This is a genomic window from Paraburkholderia sp. A1RI-2L (genome assembly GCF_048957375.1).
GTDB lineage: Bacteria > Pseudomonadota > Gammaproteobacteria > Burkholderiales > Burkholderiaceae > Paraburkholderia.
On sequence record NZ_JARBTA010000002.1, the window covers coordinates 1,122,105 to 1,139,529 of the forward strand.

The following is a 17,425-nucleotide window of genomic DNA, read 5'->3' on the forward strand; positions in this document are numbered from 1 at the left end:
ATTTAACGAAAGAGTAGACCAGATCGGGTGATCGCGCGCAGGTGATCAAAAACGGGGGAGTATCAATGTCCAAATCTCCCCCCAACCTACCCAACCTCCGCTCGAATTCCGGCCTAACCGCAGCTGCCGATGTCCCCGCACGCGGTGCAGAAGTCGCAGCCATCGCGCCGGATGACCGCGTTCGCGCCGCACGAACCGCATTTGCGGCCGAGCATCGCGTGTGGCGCGGCGAGCGCCGCATCGGCGGGCAGCGCATTGGGGCCGTCCAGCACCTGGTCGCCCGCGCGGGCTGCGGCATCGGCTTCGTCGATGGCCGCCGATGCCAATGAGGCGTTCGAGAACGCCGCCGCTTCGGCGCGCCGCTGGGCGAGCAGCCGCGACGGCACCTGGCGCCCCTCGGCATCGAGAAAGCCGCGCCGGTGCAGGATTTGCTGGATCGCATAGGCGATCGCCGCGACCTCGGAGTCGTGCCACCGAGGCGTGCGCGTGCCGTCGAGCCGCTGTGTCTGCCCGTAGCGCACCTGGCCGCGGTCCCACGACACCTTGCGCAAGTCCTGCAGATTGCGCGCGACGAAGCCGCCGCGCGCCGCGAGCGAGAGCGAACGCATCGTCGCCGTGATCCATTGCTGCGACTCGTCGCGCTGGCCGACGGGGATGAAGAATTCGATGGGCCGCTCGATCGTCACGGATTCGCCGCCCACCTGGCCCGTCACTTCGAGGAACGAAACGGCCACGTAGAGCGAGACCTTGCCGGTCTGCGTGAGGTATTCGATTTTCTCGATCACGGCGGGCAGCTCGCCCTTGGGCCGATGGTCGATCGCCACGCGCAGCGGGTCGAGCAGGGCGTCGCCCTGGGCGTCGTCGAGCGCGTTGCCGGCGGCGGGCAGCGTTTGCAGCACCGCGCCGAGCGTCTCGTTGGGCCGATAGGTGGCGAGGCCTTTGAGGCCGCGCCGCCAGGCGTCGAGATAGAGGTCTTCGAACGCGTCGAACGGGTAGTCGGCGGGCACGTTTACGGTCTTCGAGATCGACGTGTCCACGAACGGCTGCACGGCCGCCATCATCGCCACGTGTTCCTGCGCGCTCATCTGCAGCGCGCTCACGAAATAGTCGGGCAAGGTGTCGACGTCGCCGCCGAGCTCGCGATAGACGCGCCACGCGTGGTCCTCGACCATGAAGGTTTCGTTGCTGCCGTCGGCCATGCGGCGGGTGCGCTGGTAGGTCCACGAGAACGCGGGCTCGATGCCGTTCGAGACGTTGTCGGAGAACGCGAGGCTCACCGTGCCGGTGGGCGCGATCGAGAGCAGATGGCTGTTGCGGATGCCGTGCGCGCGGATCTCGGCCTGCAGGTCCCCGGGCAGGCGCGAGGCGAAGGTGCCGGGCGCGAGATAGGTGGCGGCCTCGAACAGCGGGAACGCCCCGCGCTCGCGCGCGAGCGCCACCGACGCGCGGTAGGCCGCGTCGCGCATGGTGCGGCCCACGCGCGCGCCGAACGCGCAGCCGGCCTCCGAGTTGTAGCGGATGCCGAGCATCACGAGCGTGTCGCCGAGGCCGGTGAAGCCCACGCCGATGCGCCGTTTGGCTGCGGCTTCCGCCTGCTGCTCGGGCAGCGGCCAGAGCGTGACGTCGAGCACATCGTCGAGAAAGCGCACTTGGGTGGCGGTGCGCGCGGCGAGCTCGTCCCAGTCGAAGGCGGGCTGGCCGCCGCGCAGTTGCGCGAACGGCTCGCGCACGAAGCGCGTGAGGTCGAGCGGGCCGAGATTGCAGCAGCCGTAGGCGGGCAGGGGCTGCTCGCCGCACGGATTGGTCGCGCGGATGCTTTCGAGCGCACGCAGATTGTTGTCCTCGTTCATGCGCGAGATGAACACCACGCCGGGCTCGGCCATGTCGTAGGTCGAGCGCATGATGGTGTCCCACAGCGCGCGGGCGCGCTTTTCGGCGTAGACCCACAGGCCGTCTTCGCGCTGCTTGAGATCGCCCGCCGCGCGCAGCGCGGGCGAGGGTTCGGCGCGATGCACGAGCGGCCAGATCTCGTCGTTTTCGACGGCGCGCATGAACGCGTCCGTGACCGCCACCGAGACATTGAAGTTGTTCCAGCGGCCCTTCGAATGCTTGGCCTCGATGAACTCGGGCAGGTCGGGGTGATCGCAGTCGAGCACGGCCATCTGCGCGCCGCGCCGCGAGCCCGCGCTCTCCACGGTGCGGCAGGAGGCGTCGAACACGTCGATGTAGCTGCACGGCCCGGAAGCGCTCGATCCCGTCGATTTGACGTGCGCGCCGCGCGGGCGGATCGCCGAAAAGTTGTAGCCGACGCCGCCGCCGCGCCGCATGGTTTCGGCGGCTTGCAAGAGCGCCACGTAGATGCCGGGGCGGCCTTCGTCGTCGGTGCCCTGGATGCTGTCGCCCACTGGCTGCACGAAGCAGTTGATCAGCGTGGCCTCGATGCCGGCGCCCGCCGCGCTCATGATGCGGCCCGCGCCCAGCGCGCCGTGGCGCAAGTTGTCGACGAAGCGCGCCTCCACTTCGGCACGCAGCGCGGGCGGCTCGGCCTGTGCGACGCCGTGGGCGACGCGGCGGTAGATGTCGTCGGCGCTCTGCTCGTCGCCCTTGGCGTACTTTTCGAGCATCACGTCGAGCGAGAAGGGCTGGACAGGCGGCTTTGAAGCGGGCTTTGGAGCGGGCGTTGAGGCCGACTTGGAGGCGGACTTTGAAACGGACCTTGAAGCGAGCGGAAGCGGGGGCGTGTTTTCTGCCATGGCGGGGCCTCTCGGAGCGCCGCGCCACACGTGGGCGAAAACAAACGATGCGATGGGCGCGCGGCGGTTGCGGGACGGGGCGTCCGCTGCGCATGCCGTGCGCAACCGGCGCCATCTTGTGCAACCTTACCGCAGTGGCGGCCGGGTGTCGCCGGCGCTTACCGCTCTTCGATCAGGTCGCCGAATACTTCTGCCGCGATCATCACCGAAGCATTGAGCGGGGCCGGTCGTTCGGCGGGCTTGAACACGGCGTCGCCGCGGCGGATCTTGCGGCGCGTGACGGCGCAGGTTCCCGAGGTGTGCGCCGAGCGGCGGCGCCAGCGCTGCTCGCCGTAGTGGCAGCGGCCGGGTTCGACCCAGCGGATCACGAGCGCGGAATCCGTTTGTTCGAGGATTTCGATGCGTTCACCGTGGATTCCGTCAAGCGCGAGGCACGCGTTCTTTGTCATTGTCGGCTCCGTAAGTGGGTGTGCCCGGACTGTATTCCTGCGCGCTGCCGAGAGCCATTGTGCCCGCGTAGAAACACCGTTGCGGTTACCGAAACAATCCCCCTGCGACACATTGCGAATGACGAAGGAATGCGGGTTTGCGGGCGATCAAGGTTTGACCTGCCGAATTTGTGCAACGCAGTGTTGTACCAGGCGCGACATGACTATGGCCTGGAGGAGGGAGTGTTCAAACGCTGGAAGGTGGCGCCCATCTGGTTAAACGCGGCCTGTCGCCGCACCTGGGCGTTCGCGTTTTCAGCGTGCCGCGCTTATGCTGGCGGCTCGCGGCGGGAAACATTTGCTGCACCGCACGCGCCGTCTTGCTGAATTTTTATGAGGTTACATGATTCAACGCCCACCCGCTCCGAACTCCGCAAACGAGCAAAAACTCCAGCGCTTCGCGTCCGCCGCGTTGTTCGCCGTGCTCGTCCTGCTCGCGCTGTGGGTCGTGCGCGAATTTTTGCCCGCCGTGGCCTGGGCGAGCGTGGTCGCGATCGCGCTGTGGCCGGCCTATCAAGCCATCGAGCGGCACCGCTGGTTCGAGTGCCGCACGACCTGGATCGCCACGGTGCTCACGGTGGCCATCGCGCTGCTCGTCGTGCTGCCGATCACGGTCACGGCGATCCAGGCGGGGGGCGAGGCCCACGAGCTCTATCTGTGGCTGCGCGCGGCCCAGGAGAACGGCGTGCCGGTGCCCGACTTCGTCGCGCGGCTGCCGATCGGTAGCCATACGGTGAGCGCCTGGTGGCAGGCGAATCTTGCGCAGCCGCTCAAGGATTCGTCCGCGATGAAGAGCCTGCATGGCGACACCCTCGTCTCGTTCGGCCGGCATTTCGGTGCGCGCGCCTTGCATGCGTCGATGACCTTCGGCTTCATGCTCGTCACGCTGTTCGCGATCTTTCAGGCGGGGCCGAGGCTCTCCGGCACCGTGATGCGCGGCGCGCGGCGCGCGTTCGGCGCGGACGGCGCGCAATTGCTTCAGCGCATGGCTTCGGCCGTGCGCTCGACCGTGACGGGACTCGTGGTCGTCGGGCTGGGCGAGGGCGTGCTGCTCGGCTTTGCCTACGTGCTCACCGGCGTGCCGCACGCGGCGCTGCTCGGCACCGTGACCGCCATTGCGGCGATGGTGCCGTTCTGCGCGCCCGTGGTGTTCTGCGGCGCGGCGCTGTGGCTGCTGGTGCAGGGCTCGGTCATCGGCGCCATCGTGCTCGCGGTGTGCGGCTGCGTGGTCGTGTTCGTCGCCGAGCACTTCGTGCGGCCCGTGCTGATCGGCAATTCGACGCGCCTGCCCTTTCTGCTCGTGCTGTTCGGCATTCTCGGCGGCGCAACCACGTTCGGGCTGATCGGCATTTTCATCGGCCCGGCGCTCATGACGGTGCTGATGGTGCTGTGGGTGAACTGGGCCGAGTGATGCGGTTGCTTTTGCCCTCGGCTTCTTGAGGCTCGCGCTCAGCGCACGCTCAGTGCACGCAGGCGAGCGCGTACTTGAGCGCGGCGGGCAGCAACTGGCGCCAGACGGGCCAGACGTGGCCGCCATCGACGATGCGCAGCGCAGCCGGATTGCCGGCCTCGCGCAAGCGCGTGTAGAGCAGCGACGACTCGGCCTGGATCACGAGGTCGTCGTCGCCCGAGGCGATGAAGATGGGGATGCGCCAGGGCCGCCCGAAATAGCCGCTCCAGAGCGCGGGATAATTGAGCGTGTGCCAGACGTGCGAGTCGAACTGATGCTCGCCGAACACCCCCACGCGCCGCGCCGACGATGAGCGCGGCGGCTCGCCCGAGTAGATCGCCGGCGAGAGCAGCAGCGTGCCGCAGAACATTTCCGGGTGTTCGAGCGTGTAGCGCAGCGCGCCGAATCCGCCCATCGAGACGCCGCCGATTGCCCGGCCGTCGCGCTGGTTCTCGACGGCGAAGTGCGATTCGATCTCCGGAATCAGATCGGCGAAAAAGGCCGTCTCCATCTTTTCCTTGCGGTCGACATACCAGTCGGTGCCGCCTTGCGGCATCACGATCACGACTGGTGGAATATCGTGGCGCGCAATTAGCGTGTCGGCGGTGTTTTGCAGGTCGCCTTGGGTGACCCAGTCCATCGCGTCGCCGTTGTTGCCGTGCAGCAGGTAGAGCACCGGATAGCGTGCGGCGTCGGTGCGATAGCCGGTGGGCAGATAGACCGCGTAAGGCCAGTCGCGCCCGAGCGCCGTCGCGTGGAAGCTGTGCATGGCGACCGTGCCGGCCGTGGCGCGCCCGGCGAACGGGACGAGCGCCGCGAAGGTCGCGAAGGCCATGAGGATCACGAGCGCCGCGCGGAGCAGCGCCATGCGCGCCGCGGCGAAAGACCGTGCGAAAGACGGTGCGAAAGACGGTGCAAAGTCCGCGGTGCGGGGAGGTCTGCGCATGGCAGGCGTGGCCGATGAGGAAGGCGCGTCAGCGGCGCGCGGGCCCATCATGCTAGCAGCGGCCCGTGCGCGCCGGAAGCGCGGCGACGCTTTTCAGGCCGACCCTTCTTCAGGCCGACACCCTCGCGCGCGAGGCCAGCAGGCGCTTGAGCGGATCGGATGCGCGTGCAACCAGCAGCAGCGAGGTCAATGCGATGGCGTCGGCGGCGAGGCCGAGCGGCACGTTCAGATAGCCGTCGGTGTACCAGTAGAGGACCGAGTCCACCGTCAGCGAGATGACCGCGCCGGCCACGAACGACAGCATCCCCTTGCGGCCTACGAGTCCCACCCACGGCAGCGCGGCGGCGAGCTTCTTCGCCCAGCCGAGCCGGATCATGTGCGCGGTGAGCCACGCGATGCCGAAGAAGTTGACGGCGCGAAACCACGTGAGATTGCGCTTGTAGTCGCCGTCGAGCGTGGTGTCGCCCAGATGCAGGCGGTAGATGGCGGCGGCCACGACAACGGCGAGCGCGAGCGCGGTGACGAAAGCACCGAGCCTGCGCTGCGCGGTGACGCTCTGGAACACCGGCTGCGCCTGGGCAATCACGCCGGCCACGAACATCAATTGCCAGCCGAACGGATTGAAGTCCCAGCTCATGTCGGCCACGTGCGGCAGCCACGGCGTGAGATACGGGCCGATGGCCCACAGCGCGAAGCTGATGGCGGCCAGCAGCCACGGGCGCGTGCGCGCGAGCGGCAGGGCCAGCGGCGCGGCCAGCGCGAAGCACGCGTACATCGGCAGCACGCCCGCGAGATACGGCTGGCGGCGCAGTAGCACGATATCGCGCAGTGCGGCGGCGGGGGCGAGCGTGAGATCGTCGAGATCGGTGGTGGCGAGGTTCGGCGCGTCGACGTTGCAGGCGACCATGATCGCGGTCACGAGCAGCATGAGCAGCGCGGTGACCACGAAGGCGCGGTAGATCTCGAACGCGCGCTTGATGAAGCGCTGGCGCGCGGCGGCCTCGGTGCGGCGCGCGCATAGCGCGGCCCACGCGGTGGCCGTGGCGAAGCCGCCCAGGAACACGAACACTTCGGCGGCATCGCACAGCGCGTAAGCATGCAGCGTGACGCGCGAGAGGATGCTGCCGCCGATGTGATCGACGACGATGATCAGCAGGACAAGGCCACGAAAGAAGTCGAGCTCGACGAGACGTTTGGGTGACTGTGACATGGATCGGGCGTCAGCCGGCTATGGCGCGCCATGTGGGGCCAGGGTCGGCCTGGGAGGGCGCGCACGGCCGCGCTGGCGCATGCAAAAAGGTCGCTGCAGTGGCGGGCCGCCTCCCGCACGAAGCCGGAGGGGCGCGAAAAGTCAAAAGCCCCCGCGAATGCACAACGGAGGCCCCAGGAATGACCTGAATTGACGCGTCAAGGTTCCCATGCTTCGGGTTATCCGCTTGACGGGGGCAATACTACATGAGTTTCAAACGGCTTTCAGGAGACTCGGCTACTTAAGTTCTGGTTCAGCCTGCCGATATGTCGGATGAGCGCTCGATCTGACTCTATTTCAGTCGCGCGGGACGAGAACATTCTTCGTATTTTTAAGATTTGTATCAGAGTGTTGTTGCCTACCGGATATATGTGAAATGCGTTTTACAATGCCAGACGGTTTTTAAGATGGATTCGGAGCTGCTGTCATGGAATTTGCGCGACGGTAGCGGATTTTGTCATGTAAAGCCCGCAATTTGAACGCAGATGGGGCCGGGCCGGCGCATGCGACTGGCCGGGGAGCGGAAGGGAGCGCGTTTCGACGCTGCAGACCTGCTCGGGGCCGCCCGAGTGGCGTTCCGTTGCGATGAGCGGCTTTGCATGGGACAGGAGAGCAACAACCATGTTCGACGATCGTTCCGGGCAGGGCGCCAACGGTCTGGCGCGCCGTCTCTGGCAATGTCTCGCAGGCTTCGGTCTCGCGGCATTGCTGGGCGCTTGCGCAAACGTTGACCAGCAACCGGCGCAGCCGCAGCCGCAGCCGCAGCCCGATCAGTCGGCTGCCGCGAGCGCCGCATCGGATGCGGCCGCCACCGCCGCGAAAGCGTCGGCGAGCCAGCTGCAAGCAGCCGCGCCTGTCACGCGCGTGGTCACCAAGACCACGTGGATACGTGTGCGCCGCGGCGACTCGCTGCTCGGGATCGCGGCGAGCCACAAGGTTGCGGTCAAGGACCTCGCGGCATGGAACGGCATCAAGCCCACCAGCCACGTGCGGATCGGCCAGTCGCTCAAGCTGGTCTCGAAGCAGACGATCACGGTGCAAGCCGCCGCGCCCGCGCAGTCCGGCGGCGCAGCAAGCAGGGGAAGCAGCGCGGCAGCAGATTCGGCGGCAAGCTCGACGACGAGCGCCGAGGACAGCCGCCAGGTCGCGGCCGAAGTCAAGCGCCATGCCCGCAGCGTGGCGCTGGTGTGGCCCGCTAAGGGCAAGGTGGTGGAGCCGTTCGAGCCGGGCACGACGCGCGGCATCGAGATCGCGGGCAAGGCCGGCGACCCGGTGATTGCCGCCGCCGACGGCAAGGTCATGTATGCGGGCACGGGCCTGAACGAGTACGGCAGCCTGATCATCGTCCAGCACAACAAGGACTTCCTGACGGCTTATTCGCACAACCGGCGCCTGCTCGTGAGGACGGGAGACATGGTCCACCAGGGCCAGCAGATCGCGGAGATGGGCAGCGAGAACAACGACCGCGTGGCGGTGATGTTCGAGGTGCGCCGCGACGGCAAGCCGGTCGACCCGATACCGTATCTGCCCGCTCCGCAAAGCTGAGCGCGCCGTTTCGGAGCGCGGCGCAAGGGCGTCGCGGCCGATTGCCGGACAGCTTCGCTTGCTCGATCAGATAGAGCCAACACATTGCCGTAAAGCAAAAAACGTCCTGACGCATCGCCGCGTCAGGACGTTTTTTTCAATCAGCGCAAACCGTGCGCTGCTGCAAACCGCTTCTTAAAACGCATCTCCCGGCACCCGCACCGACCCTTCCATCAGCACGCGCGCGCTGCGGCTCATGATGGCTTTCTTGACCACCCACTCGCCGTTTTCCTCGTGCGCCTCGGCGCCCACGCGCAGCGTGCCCGACGGGTGGCCGAAGCGCACCGCTTTGCGCTCGCCGCCGCCCGCCGCGAGATTCACGAGCGTGCCCGGAATGGCCGCCGCCGTGCCGATCGCCACCGCCGCCGTGCCCATCATGGCGTGATGGAGCTTGCCCATCGACATCGCGCGCACCAGCAGATCGACGTCGCCGGCTTCCACGCGCTTGCCGCTCGAAGCCGCATAGCCCTGCGGCTTCGCCACGAAGGCAATCTTCGGGGTGTGCTGGCGCGTGGCGATCTCGTCGAGGTGCTTGACGAGGCCCATGCGCAGCGCGCCGTGCGCGCGGATGGTCTCGAACTTCTTCAGCGCTTCGGCGTCGCCGTTGATGGCGTCCTGCAGTTCCGTGCCCGTATAGCCGATGGCTTCGGCGTTCACGAAGATCGTCGGAATGCCGGCGTTGATCATGGTGGCCTTGAGCGTGCCGACGCCCGGCACTTCGAGATCGTCCACGAGTTGGCCGGTGGGGAACATCGCGCCGCCCGCGCCTTCTTCTTCGGCGGCGGGGTCGAGGAACTCGAGCTGCACTTCGGCGGCGGGGAAGGTCACGCCGTCGAGCTCGAAGTCGCCGGTTTCCTGCACCTCGCCGTCCGTGATGGGTACATGCGCGACGATGGTCTTGCCGATATTGGCCTGCCAGATGCGCACGGTGGCGGTGCCAGTGGCGGGAATGCGGCTCGGGTCGACAAGCCCGCCGCTGATCGCGAACGGACCGACCGCGGCCGAGAGATTGCCGCAGTTGCCGCTCCAGTCGACGAAGGCGCGGTCGATGGCGACCTGGCCGAACAGATAGTCGACGTCATGGTCGGGCCGGCTGCTTTTAGCGACGATCACGGTCTTGCTGGTGCTTGAGGTGGCGCCGCCCATGCCGTCGATCTGCTTGCCGTAAGGGTCGGGGCTGCCGATCACGCGCATGAGCAGCTTGTCGCGCGCCTCGCCGGGTTGCTGCGCGGCTTCGGGCAGATCCTGGAGGCGGAAGAACACGCCTTTACTGGTGCCGCCGCGAATGTAGGTGGCGGGAATGCGGATCTGGGGTTTATGTCCCATGGAAAAAATCCTGTATCGATGAAGTTACGCGATCTCCCCTCTCCCTTGAGGGAGAGGGGCCGGGGGAGAGGGGGAAGTGTTCTTGCCGAGCGCGCCAAGAATTGCCTCCAGCACCGCTTCGGTGTTCAGCAATATCTCGTCGTTCCAGAAACGCAGCACCGTAAAGCCTTGGCGCTTCAACCACGCGTCACGCACCGCATCGTTGGCGTTGCCGTTGTGCTGGCGGCCATCGGCTTCGACGATCAAGCGCGCACCGAAATGCACGAAGTCCACGATATACGGACCGATGGGTTGCTGGCGGCGGAATTTCTGACCGTGCAGGCGATGCGCGCGGAGGTGGCGCCAGTGCAGCCGTTCCGCGTCGGTCATGGTTTGGCGCAGGGCTCTGGCTCGTTGGGTCTGATTCATCGCGTTTCCCTTTCCCCTCTCCCCAACCCCTCTCCCCCAAGGGGAGAGGGGCTATCGCCGGTTACGCCGCCTGGGAGGACTCCAGGAAGTCTTGTGCGAAGCGCTGCAGTACGCCGCCCGCTTCGTAGATCGAGACTTCCTCCGCCGTGTCGAGGCGGCACGTGACCGGCACTTCCACGCGCTCGCCGTTCTTGCGCTGGATCACGAGCGTGAGGTCGGCGCGCGGCGTGCGCTCGCCAATCACGTCATACGTCTCCGTGCCGTCGATGCCCAGCGTCGTGCGGTTCGTGCCCGCCTTGAACTCCAGCGGCAGCACGCCCATGCCGATCAGGTTCGTGCGGTGAATGCGCTCGAAGCCCTCCGCCACGATCACTTCCACGCCCGCAAGACGCACGCCCTTGGCCGCCCAGTCGCGCGACGAGCCCTGGCCGTAGTCCGCACCCGCCACGATGATGAGCGGCTGTTTGCGTTGCATGTAGGTCTCGATGGCTTCCCACATGCGCGTGACCTTGCCTTCCGGCTCGATGCGCGCGAGCGAGCCCTTCTTCACGGCGCCGTCCACCACGGCCATCTCGTTGATGAGCGTGGGGTTCGCAAAGGTTGCGCGCTGCGCCGTGAGGTGGTCGCCGCGGTGCGTAGCGTACGAGTTGAAGTCCTCTTCGGGCAGGCCCATTTTCGCGAGGTATTCGCCCGCTGCGCTGTTCGCCAGGATCGCGTTCGAGGGCGAGAGGTGGTCGGTCGTGATGTTGTCGCCAAGCACGGCGAGCGGGCGCAGGCCCTTCAACGTGCGCTCGCCCGCAAGCGCGCCTTCCCAGTACGGCGGACGGCGGATGTACGTGCTTTGCGCGCGCCAGTCGTAGAGCGGGTCGGTGGTCTCGCCGCTGGCGGCCGTGACCGCGAACATCGGTTCGTACACCTTGCGGAACTGCTCGGGCTTCACGCTTTGCGCGACGATGGCGTCGATTTCCTCGTCGCTCGGCCAGATGTCCTTCAGGTACACCGGCTTGCCGTTCTGGTCCGTGCCCAGCGAATCCTGCTCGATGTCGAAGCGGATCGTGCCGGCAATCGCATACGCGACCACGAGCGGCGGCGAGGCAAGGAACGCCTGCTTCGCATACGGATGGATGCGGCCGTCGAAGTTGCGGTTGCCCGAGAGCACGGCGGTTGCGTACAGGTCGCGGTCGATGATCTCCTGCTGGATCTTCGGATCGAGCGCGCCCGACATGCCGTTACATGTCGTGCACGCGAACGCCACGATGCCGAAGCCCAGCTTTTCGAGTTCGGGCAGCAGCTTCGCGTCTTCCAGATACAGCTCGACCGCCTTCGATCCCGGCGCGAGCGAGCTCTTCACCCACGGCTTGCGCGTGAGGCCGCGCGCGTTCGCGTTGCGCGCGAGCAGCGCGGCGGCGATCACGTTGCGCGGGTTGCTGGTGTTCGTGCAGCTCGTGATGGCGGCGATGATCACCGCGCCGTCGGGCATCTGCCCCGGCGTTTCTTCCCACTTGCCCGCGATGCCGCGCTCGGCCAGTGCCGAGGTGGGCAGGCGCTTGTGCGGGTTCGACGGGCCGGCCATGTTGCGCACCACGCTCGACAGATCGAACGTCAGCGTGCGCTCGTACTGCGCGTTGGCCAGCGTATCGGCCCACAGGCCGCCGGTCTTCGCATACGTTTCGACCAGCTTGACCTGCTCTTCCTCGCGGCCCGTGAGGCGCAGATAGTCGAGCGTCTGGTCGTCGATGAAGAACATCGCGGCCGTGGCGCCGTACTCGGGCGCCATGTTCGAGATGGTCGCGCGGTCGCCGAGCGTGAGGCTCGACGCGCCGGCGCCGCGGAACTCCAGATACGCGCCCACGACTTTTTCCTTGCGCAGGAACTCGGTGAGGGCGAGCACGATGTCGGTGGCGGTGATGCCGGGCTGGCGCTTGCCCGTGAGCTCCACGCCGACGATGTCGGGCAGGCGCATCCACGAGGCGCGGCCGAGCATGACGTTCTCGGCTTCCAGGCCACCCACGCCGATGGCGATCACGCCGAGCGCGTCCACGTGCGGCGTGTGGCTGTCCGTGCCCACGCAGGTGTCGGGGAACGCCACGCCGTCGCGCGCCTGGATCACCGGCGACATCTTCTCCAGATTGATCTGGTGCATGATGCCGTTGCCCGGCGGAATCACGTCGACGTTCTTGAACGCTTTCTTCGTCCAGTTGATGAAGTCGAAGCGGTCCTCGTTACGGCGGTCTTCGATCGCGCGGTTCTTCTTGAACGCGTCCGGGTCGAAGCCGCCGCATTCGACGGCGAGCGAGTGGTCGACGATCAGCTGCACCGGCACGACCGGGTTCACCTTGGCGGGGTCGCCGCCCTGGTCGGCGATGGCGTCGCGCAGGCCGGCGAGATCGACGAGCGCGGTCTGGCCGAGGATGTCGTGGCACACGACGCGCGCGGGGAACCACGGAAAGTCGAGGTCGCGCTTGCGCTCGATGAGCTGCTTGAGCGAGTCGGTGAGCGTGGCCGGGTCGCAGCGGCGCACGAGGTTTTCGGCGAGCACGCGCGAGGTGTAGGGCAACGTGCTCCATGCGCCGGGCTGGATGGCCTCGACGGCTTCGCGCGCGTCGAAGTAATCGAGCCGGGTGCCGGGTAGGGGCTTGCGGTAGGCGGTATTCACGGCTGTGGGGACCAATGGTGTAGTGGGGTTGCGGCGGGCACGCGCGCCGTAAGCGATGTGCTCACTCTACGCGCACGTGCCGCCGTCTCACAGCCTGCCAAACGGCATAGTCCGTCCGGCAGGCTGGCGTGCCTCGATCAGCGCTTGCCGATCGGCGTGAACTTCAGATTCTCCGGACCCGTGTAATTGGCGCTCGGGCGGATGATCTTGTTGTCGATGCGCTGCTCGATGATGTGCGCGCTCCAGCCGGCCGTGCGCGAGATCACGAACAGCGGCGTGAACATCGCCGTCGGCACGCCCATCATGTGGTATGAAACCGCGCTGAACCAGTCGAGGTTCGGGAACATCTTCTTGATTTCCCACATCGTCGATTCGAGGCGCTCGGCGATGTCGAACAGCTTCAGGTTCGACTGCTCCTTCGAGAGCTTCTTCGCGACTTCCTTGATCACCTTGTTGCGCGGGTCCGAGATCGTGTAGACCGGGTGGCCGAAGCCGATCACGACTTCCTTCGCTTCCACGCGGCGGCGGATGTCGGCTTCCGCCTGATCAGGCGTGTCGTAGCGCGACTGGATCTCGAACGCGACTTCATTGGCGCCGCCATGCTTCGGGCCGCGCAGCGCGCCGATCGCGCCGGTGATGGCCGAGTACATGTCCGAGCCCGTGCCGGCGATCACGCGGCCCGTGAAGGTCGAGGCGTTGAACTCGTGCTCCGCGTACAGGTTCAGCGAGACATGCATCGCGTCGACCCACGACTTCGACGGCTCGCGGCCGTGCAGCAGGTGCAGGAAGTGGCCGCCGATCGAGTCGTCGTCGGTTTCCACTTCGATGCGCTTGCCGTTGTGCGAGTAGTGATACCAGTACAGCAGCATCGAGCCGAGCGAGGCCATCAGGCGGTCGGCGATGTCGCGCGCGCCGGGCAGGTTGTGGTCGTCCTTCTCCGGCAGCACGGTGCCGAGCACCGAGACGCCGGTGCGCATCACGTCCATCGGGTGCGCCGAAGCCGGCACCCATTCGAGCGCCGCCTTCACGTTCGCGGGCAGACCGCGCAGCGCCTTGAGCCTGGTCTTGTAGGCAGCGAGCTCGGCGGTGTTCGGCAGCTTGCCGTGCACGAGCAGGTATGCGACTTCTTCGAATTCGCACGCGGTGGCGAGATCGAGAATGTCGTAGCCGCGGTAGTGCAGGTCGTTGCCGGTGCGGCCCACGGTGCACAGCGCGGTGTTGCCCGCGGTCACGCCGGACAGCGCGACGGACTTCTTCGGCTTGAAGGCGCCTGCGGCTTGAGTGGTGTTGTCGGTTTCGCTCATGGTGTCGTCCTTCCTCTCTCTAATCTGGGCAGATAGTTGAATACTTGTGCGGCGTTACTTCTTCGCGGCGAAGAGCGCGTCGAGCTTGTCCTCATACGCGTGATAGCCGAGGTACTTGTAGAGGTCCTCGCGCGTTTGCATCGTCGAAACGGCGGCCTTTTGCGTGCCGTCGCGCTTGACCGTCTCGTAGAAGTTCAGCGCCGCCGCGTTCATTGCGCGGTACGCGCCGCAGCAGTAGAGCGCGATGTCCACGTTGGCGCTCTTCAGTTCTTCGGTCGTGAAGAACGGCGTCGAGCCGAATTCGGTCAAGTTCGCGAGAATCGGCACCTTCACGGCCGCGCGGAAACGGCGGTAGTCGTCGAGCGTCTTCATGGCTTCGGGGAAGATCATGTCGGCGCCCGCTTCCACGTAGGCGACCGCGCGCTCGATGGCGGCGTCGATGCCTTCCGCGGCTGCTGCATCGGTGCGGGCCATGATCACGAAGCCATCGTCGGTGCGCGCGTCCACGGCGGCCTTTACGCGGTCCACCATTTCGTCGGTCGAGACGACTTCCTTGCCCGGGCGATGGCCGCAGCGCTTCTGGCCCACCTGGTCTTCGAGGTGCACGGCGGCGACGCCCGCCTTGATGAACGACTTGATCGTGCGCGCGATGTTGAAGGCGCCGCCCCAGCCGGTGTCGATGTCGACCATCAGCGGGATGTCGACGGCGTCGGTGATGCGGCGCGCGTCGATCAGGACGTCGTCCATCGTGCTGATGCCGAGATCCGGCACGCCGAGCGAGTTGGCGGCCACGCCGCCGCCCGAGAGGTACACCGCCTTGAAGCCGGTCTGCTCGGCGAGCTTGGCGGCATAGGCGGTGATGGCGCCCACGACCTGCAGCGGTTGTTCGGTGGCTACGGCCGCGCGGAATTTCGCGCCGGCGCTTGCGGGGGATTTGCTGTTCATGTGTGCGAGTCTCCAAAGGAACGGGGCTCATACTGCAGATACCGTGCCAGCTCTGACCAACGCCGCTAATGCGTTGATTTTTCGCCTGATCGCGCCGAGGCCGCCTTGCGCCCCAATTTCCTGCCTGAAATTGTGATTTCAAATTTGAAATCATCGCGCGATAATGAAATTTCGAGCCGATGATGAACCGCCGCCCCATGAACCGCTTTCCCACTGCTTCCGAATTTCGCCCGCGCGTCTGGGCGATGGGCATCAGCCGTCTGCGGGACCTGTTCCGCGACATCGCCGGCGAATACGAGGGGCTGGCCGACCTGCGCGTGGTCCCGCGCGGCTTCGAGGAAGCCGCGGCCGAAATCGCGGCGGCCGCGCCCCATCAGCGGCCCGACGTGGTCGTGGCGGCGGGCTCGAACGGCACCTGGCTGAAGGCGCGCATCGACTTGCCCGTGGTGCTAGTGCAGCCCACCGGCTTCGACGTGATGCAGGCGCTCGCGCGCGCGCGCCGCGAGGCCGACCTCGTCGCGCTCGTGACCTATGGCGAGACGCCAGCCGAAGTACGGCGCTTCGCGAGCGCCTACGGCCTCGATGTGGTGTTCGCGTCCTACCGCACCGTGCAGGACGCCGAGGCTTGCGTGCTGGACCTGCGCGACCGGGGCGTGGGCGCGGTGGTGGGGCCGGGTCATGTGAACGACCTTGCGGCGCGGCTCGGGCTCGTGCCGTTTTTCGTCTACTCGCGCTCCTCGGTGCGGCTCGCCTTCGACAACGCGCTCGAAGTCGTGCAGGCCACGTGGCGCGAAACGCAGCGGCGTCAGCGCCTCGACAGCGTGCTCCAGCATCTGCGCGACGGCGTGGTGGCGCTCGACGCGAACGGGCGCGTGGAGGCGATCAACCAGCGCCTTGCCGCCGTGCTCGGCGTCGACCCGGCGGCGGCGGCGGGCCGCTCGCTCGAAGAGCTCGCGCCCGACATCGCCTTCACGCTGCCCGACGCCGACGGCGAATCGCTCGAAACCGTGCGCGGCGTGAGCTATGTCGTGCATCGCGGGCCGCTCGTCGACAATGGCGTGGCCTCGGGCGCGGTGCTCACGTTCCAGGAATCGCGCGCGGTGGAGCGGCTCGACCGCACCTTGCGCTCGCGCCAGCGCACCCAGCAGTTCGTGGCGCGCTACCGGCTCGGCGACCTGAGCGGCGCGACGCCGGGCATCGCGCGCGTGCGCGAGCTCGCGCAGCGCTACTCGCGCTCGGACGCTACCGTGCTGATCCGCGGCGAAAGCGGCACCGGCAAGGAGATGGTGGCGCAAGGCATCCACCGCGAGAGTGCGCGGCGCGATTTCCCGTTCGTGGCGATCAACTGCGGCGCGTTTCCCGAAGCGCTGCTGGAGAGCGAGTTGTTCGGCTACGAGGAAGGCGCGTTCACGGGCGCGCGGCGCGGCGGCAAGGTCGGGCTGATCGAGGCCGCGCATCGCGGCACGCTCTTTCTCGACGAAATCGGCGAGATGCCGCTACCGCTGCAAAGCCGTCTGCTGCGGGTGCTGCAGGAGCGCGAGGTGGTGCGCCTCGGCGCAACCGAACCCACGCGCGTGGACGTGCGCGTGGTGGCGGCCACGCACCGCGGGCTCACCGAGCAGATCGACTCGGGCGAATTCCGCGCGGATCTGTTCTATCGGCTGAATATTCTGAATCTGGCGATTCCGCCGCTGCGCGAGCGCGGCGCGGACATCGTGCCGCTCGCCGCCGAGTTGCTGCAGCAGTCGGCGCGCCGCGAGCCGCGCGTGGCGCTGCGCATCCGCAACCAGGACGACGCGGCGCGCGCGCTCGCGCCCGTCGGCGACGCGCTTGCGCGTCATGCGTGGCCAGGCAACGTGCGCGAATTGCAGAACGTGGTGGAGCGGATGGTGGTGGAGCTGGCCGATTCTGACGTGGACGTGCTCACGCCCGAGGTGCTGCGCTCGATCGCGCCCGAGGTGTTCGAGCTGCGCGGCGGCGCAGCGCGAGGAATGTCCATGCCGAGCGCAGCGGCGTTGCACGATGCACGGGCCGTGCAGGATGCGACGGCCGCTCCGGTCGATATGCCAGCCGGCCCGGCCGGTCAGCCGCTCACCTTGCGCGAGCGCAGCCTGCACGTGGAAGCCGACGAGATTCGCACAGCGCTCGAAGCGCATGGCGGCGACCGCGACCGCGTGTGCGCGCAGCTTGGCATCAGCAAGACGACGCTCTGGCGGCGCCTGAACGCCGCGAAGGCCAAACCGGGCGCGAATCACGCAGGCGGAGGAAATGGAGAGGGTGTGCGGCGCAAAGCGGCGCGCGAGTCCTGACGTGGGA

12 protein-coding genes are annotated in these 17,425 nt (G+C 67.2%); 3 read left to right on the top strand and 9 right to left on the bottom strand.

The features are described from left to right. Positions 1 to 113 precede the first annotated feature (113 nt). Positions 114 to 2,624, bottom strand: a complete 2,511-nt coding sequence (locus PWP93_RS19875) for an adenosylcobalamin-dependent ribonucleoside-diphosphate reductase (RefSeq protein WP_421045637.1) — start codon at positions 2,622 to 2,624, stop codon at positions 114 to 116. Between the two features lie 287 nt (positions 2,625 to 2,911). After that, on the bottom strand, positions 2,912 to 3,202 hold the full coding sequence (locus PWP93_RS19880) for a DUF3331 domain-containing protein (RefSeq protein ID WP_421026537.1): 291 nt from the start codon (positions 3,200 to 3,202) through the stop codon (positions 2,912 to 2,914). Between the two features lie 382 nt (positions 3,203 to 3,584). Here PWP93_RS19880 and PWP93_RS19885 point away from each other — a divergent pair, with 382 nt between their 5' ends. Next, positions 3,585 to 4,652 (top strand): AI-2E family transporter, encoded by a 1,068-nt coding sequence (locus PWP93_RS19885; protein ID WP_421045638.1) that lies wholly within the window; start codon positions 3,585 to 3,587, stop codon positions 4,650 to 4,652. Between the two features lie 49 nt (positions 4,653 to 4,701). On the opposite strand, the gene PWP93_RS19890 is transcribed toward PWP93_RS19885, so the two are convergent. Together PWP93_RS19890 and PWP93_RS19895 are read right to left on the bottom strand one after the other, a co-directional pair. Continuing rightward, positions 4,702 to 5,460: an alpha/beta hydrolase gene (locus PWP93_RS19890; RefSeq protein WP_421046126.1), complete on the bottom strand. Its 759-nt coding sequence runs from the start codon at positions 5,458 to 5,460 to the stop codon at positions 4,702 to 4,704. A 286-nt stretch (positions 5,461 to 5,746) separates the two neighbouring features. Next, a complete protein-coding gene (locus PWP93_RS19895; RefSeq protein WP_421045639.1) occupies positions 5,747 to 6,847 on the bottom strand; it encodes an OpgC domain-containing protein in 1,101 nt (366 codons plus the stop codon). A 660-nt stretch (positions 6,848 to 7,507) separates the two neighbouring features. Between PWP93_RS19895 and PWP93_RS19900 the strand changes: the two genes are divergently transcribed. Further along, a complete protein-coding gene (locus PWP93_RS19900) occupies positions 7,508 to 8,431 on the top strand; it encodes a peptidoglycan DD-metalloendopeptidase family protein (protein ID WP_421045640.1) in 924 nt (307 codons plus the stop codon). A 174-nt stretch (positions 8,432 to 8,605) separates the two neighbouring features. On the opposite strand, the gene prpF is transcribed toward PWP93_RS19900, so the two are convergent. The 5 genes from prpF to prpB all read right to left on the bottom strand — a co-directional run bounded on the left by prpF (position 8,606) and on the right by prpB (position 15,109). After that, positions 8,606 to 9,796: a 2-methylaconitate cis-trans isomerase PrpF gene (gene prpF, locus PWP93_RS19905; protein ID WP_421045641.1), complete on the bottom strand. Its 1,191-nt coding sequence runs from the start codon at positions 9,794 to 9,796 to the stop codon at positions 8,606 to 8,608. 24 nt (positions 9,797 to 9,820) lie between these two features. Then, a complete protein-coding gene (locus PWP93_RS19910) occupies positions 9,821 to 10,204 on the bottom strand; it encodes an endonuclease domain-containing protein (protein WP_421045642.1) in 384 nt (127 codons plus the stop codon). Positions 10,205 to 10,265: 61 nt separating this feature from the next. Continuing rightward, the gene (acnD, locus tag PWP93_RS19915; protein ID WP_421045643.1) at positions 10,266 to 12,860 is read right to left on the bottom strand and encodes a Fe/S-dependent 2-methylisocitrate dehydratase AcnD; all 2,595 of its coding nucleotides are present in this window, start codon (positions 12,858 to 12,860) and stop codon (positions 10,266 to 10,268) included. Between the two features lie 137 nt (positions 12,861 to 12,997). Further along, entirely contained in the window at positions 12,998 to 14,164 is a 1,167-nt protein-coding gene (gene prpC / locus PWP93_RS19920) for a bifunctional 2-methylcitrate synthase/citrate synthase (RefSeq protein WP_421045644.1), read from the bottom strand. Between the two features lie 54 nt (positions 14,165 to 14,218). Further along, the gene (gene prpB / locus PWP93_RS19925; RefSeq protein WP_421026545.1) at positions 14,219 to 15,109 is read right to left on the bottom strand and encodes a methylisocitrate lyase; all 891 of its coding nucleotides are present in this window, start codon (positions 15,107 to 15,109) and stop codon (positions 14,219 to 14,221) included. Positions 15,110 to 15,306: 197 nt separating this feature from the next. Here prpB and prpR point away from each other — a divergent pair, with 197 nt between their 5' ends. Next, positions 15,307 to 17,418, top strand: a complete 2,112-nt coding sequence (gene prpR / locus PWP93_RS19930; protein WP_421045645.1) for a propionate catabolism operon regulatory protein PrpR — start codon at positions 15,307 to 15,309, stop codon at positions 17,416 to 17,418. The last annotated feature ends 7 nt before the right edge of the window (positions 17,419 to 17,425 follow it).

Bases quoted from the DNA above. Each gene is read 5' to 3' on its own strand.
- prpF (WP_421045641.1), bottom strand. From the start codon at position 9,796: ATGGGACATAAACCCCAGATCCGCATTCCCGCCACCTACATTCGCGGC.
- PWP93_RS19885 (WP_421045638.1), top strand. From the start codon at position 3,585: ATGATTCAACGCCCACCCGCTCCGAACTCCGCAAACGAGCAAAAACTC.
- PWP93_RS19875 (WP_421045637.1), bottom strand. From the start codon at position 2,624: ATGCTCGAAAAGTACGCCAAGGGCGACGAGCAGAGCGCCGACGACATC.
- PWP93_RS19880 (WP_421026537.1), bottom strand. From the start codon at position 3,202: ATGACAAAGAACGCGTGCCTCGCGCTTGACGGAATCCACGGTGAACGC.
- PWP93_RS19910 (WP_421045642.1), bottom strand. From the start codon at position 10,204: ATGAATCAGACCCAACGAGCCAGAGCCCTGCGCCAAACCATGACCGAC.
- prpR (WP_421045645.1), top strand. From the start codon at position 15,307: ATGAACCGCTTTCCCACTGCTTCCGAATTTCGCCCGCGCGTCTGGGCG.
- prpC (WP_421045644.1), bottom strand. From the start codon at position 14,164: ATGAGCGAAACCGACAACACCACTCAAGCCGCAGGCGCCTTCAAGCCG.
- PWP93_RS19895 (WP_421045639.1), bottom strand. From the start codon at position 6,847: ATGTCACAGTCACCCAAACGTCTCGTCGAGCTCGACTTCTTTCGTGGC.
- prpB (WP_421026545.1), bottom strand. From the start codon at position 15,109: ATGAACAGCAAATCCCCCGCAAGCGCCGGCGCGAAATTCCGCGCGGCC.
- PWP93_RS19890 (WP_421046126.1), bottom strand. From the start codon at position 5,460: ATGCACAGCTTCCACGCGACGGCGCTCGGGCGCGACTGGCCTTACGCG.
- PWP93_RS19900 (WP_421045640.1), top strand. From the start codon at position 7,508: ATGTTCGACGATCGTTCCGGGCAGGGCGCCAACGGTCTGGCGCGCCGT.